This is a genomic window from Streptomyces sp. H39-C1, assembly GCF_027158125.1.
Taxonomy (GTDB): domain Bacteria; phylum Actinomycetota; class Actinomycetes; order Streptomycetales; family Streptomycetaceae; genus Actinacidiphila; species Actinacidiphila fildesensis.
Map to the genome: position 1 here is coordinate 1 of NZ_JAPVLS010000193.1, position 5,079 is coordinate 5,079.

A 5,079-nucleotide genomic window follows, 5' to 3' on the forward strand; every position below is an offset into this window, starting at 1 on the left:
TCGCCGTCCAGGCAGCCGACGCGGTCCGCCGGCGCGCGGGGGAGGGGCTGTTGGGTGTTGCGCGGTCGGCAGTACCTGTCGAGGAGATCTCGTCGCCATCGGCGGACCAGCGCTCGCGGATGCGGGGTAGGGAGAGGTCGGGGGCGAGGCGCGCGCCGGGGTAGAACACGGGCTCGCCGTCCTTGTTGAGGTCGTCGGGCAGGGCGACCTTGTATCCGAGGAGGTCTCCGGAGGGCGCGGCGCGCTGACGGATCAGGAGGCCGGCAGCGGCGAGCCGCTCGAAGAACTCGCTCTCGCTGGTCGCGCCGGCCACGGCACGGCGTACCGTCTCGCGCAGTTCTTCGCGGGCGGTGCGCTCGCGGCCCTGGCGCTTGGCCTTGTGGAGTTCGGCGCTGGTGGGTCGCTTCGCGGCGGTGCCGTCGCCAGGCGCGACACGGTGGAGTCCGAGTTCCTGTTCGATGAGGCGGGCTTCGGCTTGGGCCCGTTTGCCGGAGCGGTGGTGGTCGGGGCGTCGGCCGTCTTCGCGGACGAGCGTGGCGACGATGTGGATGTGGTCGTCAGCGTGACGAACCGCAGCCCAGCGGCAGCCCGCGCCGTCGTGTGGGTCGATGCCGGTGGCGGCGACGATGCGACGGGCGATGTCCGCCCACTGCTCGTCGGTCAGGATCGGGTCGTCGGGTGCGGCACGCACCGAGCAGTGCCAGACGTGCTTGTCGGGCCGTTGGTCCGCGGGCAGGAGGTGGAGGGGCTGGTCGAGCAGTTCTTGAAGGTCCTTCTTCGTGACGGTGGCATCCCGGCCGGGGTCGGGGGACATGCCGTCGAAGGAGGCGACGAGGTGTGGGTCGATGTGTTCCTCGTGGGTGCCCTTGCCGTAGAGATAGTGCAGCAGTCCCAGCGTGTTGGAACCCTGTTTGTGAATCTGGGGAATCAAAGCGCCTCGTCTGCTTGCCGGTTGGCCACCCTGCCCGCTGCGGCTCTCACCGCGTCGGCCGCCCGGTGAATGTCAGCGATCACGTCCGTCAGGTGGGGCACGTCGGCGCCGGAGTTGAGAACCTTGGCTGCCTGATTGAGGTTGCTGCCGGCCCAGCCGAGCTGGCGCCGCATCGCGAACAGTTCGGTGAGTACATCGTGCTCGGTGGCGATGGCGACGGCAGTACGAGACTGGTCACGGGCCATGGCCAGGCCGCAATAGGCGAGGAAGCCGGCGACACTCATGCCGACGGTGTCTGCTCCGGCCTGGATGAGGGCGTGCTCGGTGGGGTTGAGACGGACGCTGTGGGCACGGCGCTGCTTCTTATCGCGCGGGCGTGCTCTTCCCTTGGGCCGCCCCTTGGGGGCGGTTCCTGGCTGCGATCCGCCCTCGGTCGCAGCCTTCCCGTCCGGCGCCCCCTGGTGCCGGTCGGGCCCCGCCACCCCAGGGGCGGGGACAGGTTCGGACACGCCCCCCTGGGGGGAGTGTCCGAACCTCCATCTTGCTCGCCCCGAAGCCGAGTTGAGGTCACGAACAGGTTCCGGGGCGGAAGGGCTCACGTTCGGGTTCGTCACAGTCCACCGCCCTGTGCTTCGTCGACGATTGCCAGGATGTCGCGGATGAACTCGACCGCATCCTCCGTGTCGGTCAGATGATGGATCCGCTCGTTCGGGGCGACCTGGACGAACCACTGTCCCTCGGGACCGTCGACTGCCGAATGGAGCAGCCCGCACTGGAGGAAGGTGTGCAGGAACGCCCAGATCAGGTGGTCCTCGAACTGGTCGGGCGTAGTTGAATGCGTCACGGCGATCTCCTTCGTGGAACGGTGTAGGTGGCGATGGCCCGGTACGGAGCCAAGCCATCTGCTTGCGGACTACCGGTATGGCCTACTTTTTGTGCGGTTTCAGCCGCATTCGGGGCAGCGTCCGACGTGGCTGTTGAGTGCCCGGGCCATCCGTGCCTTGGTCGATGCGGCTTGCGTGGCGCTGGACTTCGCCGCCGGCCTGCCCTCGTGCCGTAGAGAGTGGGCGAGCATGAAGCCGATCTCCCGCTCGTACTCCGCGCGGACGGTCTTGAACTGCTGGCAGGTCTTCATCGGGTAGTGCTCCTCGTCTGGTTGGTGTTGTCGCTCCGCAGGTGCTGCAGGACAAGGCTCAGTCGGTCGTTTCGGCCCCCTGTCAGGCCCTCGCGCCGCAGGATCTCCCGCAGCTGGACCCGGGTAACCGCTTCGTTGCCGTCGCGTGCGAGCAAAGCGGGGACGTGGGGGCGGACCTGCTGGGCGAGCTGGTCCACCGACTGCTCCGACGCACGCTGCGCCTGCGGGCTGCGGGACCAGCCACTGCGCTTGCCCTTGGCCTTCGTGGTCGGATTCCGCCGCAGGGGAACCTTGTGCCCCACCCTCGGTCCCCGATCTCCGGACGGCTCGGTCCCCGCGTTGGTGTGGCCCAGTCCCCGGTCCCCGATAGGTTCGGTCCCCCACTCGGTCCCGCTCGGTCCCCGGTCCCCGGTGGGGTCGGTCCCCGCGTTGGTGTGGCCCGGTCCCCGGTCCCCAATGGGTTCGGTCCCCGACTCGGTCCCGTTCGGTCCCCGGTCCCCGGCGAGGCCGGTCCCCGACTCGGTGTCCCCCGGTCTCCGAGTCGATTCAGGGGCCTGAGCTGGGGCTTCAACCTCGGGTCGGTCGGTCCCCGCACTGCCGTCGTGCCCCTGGTCCAGCTCCGGTCGGCCGGCTTCGGTCCCCGAGTTCCGGTCCTCGGTTCCGGGGACCGGTCCCCCTGTCCTGTGCGGTCCCCGGTCCCTGGTCAGTGCGGCGGGACCGTGGGGATGACCGCCGACGGGAACCGCCGTACTGGAGGGGTTTGGGTGGGGGACCGTTGTGGGCGTTCCGCTGCTGGTGTGGTGTGGGGACCAGGGGGAGGGGAGCGGGACCGTGGCGAGGGTGAGGGCGTGCCGGCGGGCGGCGAGCTGGTCGAGCAGCTGCGCGCGCTGGACGGGGTCAGTGCCGACCGCGGCCCTGCCCAGAGCCTTCGACAACCGTCGGGTGAGTCGTCGGCCGCGCACTCCCTGCTGCTGCCCGGGCGTGCGTTCTGCGAGGCGGGCGGCCAGGGCGACCGCGCGCGTGGTGGCTCGGTCGCGGGTGATCTGCGCGGCGTCGCGGTCTCGGGCAGCGATGCCCAGGCGGGACAGCAGCCGCTCGCGCGCCTCCCGTCCCAAGGTGGCGAGCAGCCCCTGGGAGGCTGCGCCCGGGGTGCGCAGGCGCAGTTCGATGCCCATGGCCAGGTGCCAGAGCACCGCCGCCATGATCGGCCCGACGAAGGCCCGGACCGTGCCGCCGACCAGCCCGCTCTCGGCGTAGGCGGGGATCACCTGCACCCCGGTGATCACCCAGACCAGCGTGCCCGGCAGGCCCGGCGCCCCCTCGCTGGCCAAGTGCTCCCGGGCCATCAGGGCGGTCGCGAACAAAGCGAGTTCGGCGGCGGCGAACATCCCGACGCGCTCGGCGGTGCCGGCGATGTCGAGGAAGTCCGCGGCGAACCGCCAGCTCGTGTCCGCGCTGTAGGCGGTGCAGCCGAGCGCGGCGAGGGCTGCGACCTTGACCGCCGGGCTGCCGAGACGTCTCTGCGGGTGGGTGATCCGACGCCGGATCGCCCACCCGGTCAGCACCAGGGCGAGGGCGGCGAGGGGAGCGCCGATCGCGAGGAGGAGTGGCAGATCCGGAGCGGCACCAAGGGACAGGACGGGGTGGGTCATGCGGCCTTTCCGAGGGGGGCGTGCGCCGAGGCCGGCGCCGCCGGCTGCTGGGTGCCGGGCTGGGTAGTCGTCGGGACAGCCGACTTGCGCTTCCGCTTCTTCTTGGGCTTGGGCACGCCGTAGGTGCGGTCGCGGTCGAAGACTTTGAGGGCGGCCTGGCGGAGCAGGTCGCGGGCGTGCTTGGGGCTGATCTGCAGGGCGCCGGCGAGCCGGGCGGTCCGCCAGCCGCGGACGTAGGCGTGGTCGATGACGAGCTGGCGCTCGTCCTCGGTCAGGTGCACGTCGCGCCCGTTGAAGAACGCGATCACGCGGGTGTAGTCGGTGCGTTTGTGCAGCCCGTCGTGCCAGGGGCGCCGTTCGGCTTCGGTGAGCCCGCCCCAGATGCCCTCCTTGAGGACGTTCTCCAGGGCGAAGTTGAGGCAGTCGCGGCGCACCGGGCACCAGCCACACAGCTCCTTCGCCTCGGCGATGTCGTCGTGGTCCCGGGGCCCGGGGAAGAACACGGCGTCGGCGTCCTCGACGTCCATGCCATGGCACGCCCCGCGGGTGTGCCAGCTGGTGTCGCCGATGCCGCGCAGGCCCGTGGGTGGCGTGTGGTGGGTGGTGATGTGGCGCATGGTGGTCTCCGATGTGCTGCCGCGTCGGCCGGTCGGGTCGGCGGGAGAAGGACGCGGGCGTCGGGCGGGTGCCGGCTGCGGCGCAGGGCAGGCGCCGCAGCCGGGGCAGGACGGTGGCGGTGCGCCGGCAGGGCGGGGCGATCAGGCCATCGAGGGCTGCTGGGCCTGCTGGTTGTGCTGGGCGGTGGCGAGGTCGAGGCGGCTGGGGTGCGCTTTGGCACACGGGGCGGTTCCGCGTGCTTTCCCGTCGGGGCCGGTCCGCCGACGGCGGCACGGCTCATCGATCGGGGCCAGGCACCAGTCGCAGCGCACCGCGAGGGCGTCGGGCCGGCCCTGGGCGACGGCCTCCTCGCGAGCTGCGCGGGCGGGCCGGTAGCGCGCGAGGGCTGCCCGGGGGGCGGGCGGTATGCAGGAGCCGACCTCCCGCAGCCGTGCTTCCAGTTCCGGATCGCGCTGCCCGCTGGCGATGGCCCGGTACTGCACGGGCTGCGCACAGCCGGTGGCCACCGCGTGCCGGGCGCTGACCAGGGCGGCGGTCCAGGCGGCCTGGTCGTCCGGGTCCACGGCCGGGGTGGGGTCGGTGTGCCGTCCCAGCCGGTCGCGCCGGTAGCTCTCCCCCGGGCGGCCGATATCGGCCGCCACGATCGGGTACGGCGAGATGCGGATGTGGCTGCGGGCAGCGATGCGGGCGTCCCAGCCGTGCGGTGTGGCCATCGGCACGTCGCCGAGCAGCTCGTGCCACTG

Annotated in this window: 7 protein-coding genes; all 7 read right to left on the minus strand. The window is 71.9% G+C overall.

The genetic code is table 11. The features are described from left to right. Positions 1–931 (minus strand): relaxase/mobilization nuclease domain-containing protein (locus O3W51_RS47130; protein WP_269290168.1); only part of this gene is annotated, 931 nt, incomplete at its 3' end. Continuing rightward, a complete protein-coding gene (locus O3W51_RS47135) occupies positions 928–1,440 on the minus strand; it encodes a plasmid mobilization protein (RefSeq protein ID WP_269290170.1) in 513 nt (170 codons plus the stop codon). The genes O3W51_RS47130 and O3W51_RS47135, both read right to left, overlap by 4 nt. Positions 1,441–1,541: 101 nt before the next feature. Next, entirely contained in the window at positions 1,542–1,775 is a 234-nt protein-coding gene (locus O3W51_RS47140) for a hypothetical protein (protein ID WP_164608431.1), read from the minus strand. Between the two features lie 99 nt (positions 1,776–1,874). Next, entirely contained in the window at positions 1,875–2,066 is a 192-nt protein-coding gene (locus O3W51_RS47145) for a hypothetical protein (protein ID WP_164608432.1), read from the minus strand. Then, positions 2,063–3,718: a hypothetical protein gene (locus O3W51_RS47150; protein ID WP_269290172.1), complete on the minus strand. Its 1,656-nt coding sequence runs from the start codon at positions 3,716–3,718 to the stop codon at positions 2,063–2,065. Before O3W51_RS47150 ends, O3W51_RS47145 begins: the two co-directional genes overlap by 4 nt. Beyond that, a complete protein-coding gene (locus O3W51_RS47155) occupies positions 3,715–4,335 on the minus strand; it encodes a WhiB family transcriptional regulator (protein ID WP_164608434.1) in 621 nt (206 codons plus the stop codon). Before O3W51_RS47155 ends, O3W51_RS47150 begins: the two co-directional genes overlap by 4 nt. A gap of 141 nt (positions 4,336–4,476) precedes the next feature. Then, positions 4,477–5,079 (minus strand): zinc finger domain-containing protein (locus O3W51_RS47160; protein WP_269290174.1); only part of this gene is annotated, 603 nt, incomplete at its 5' end.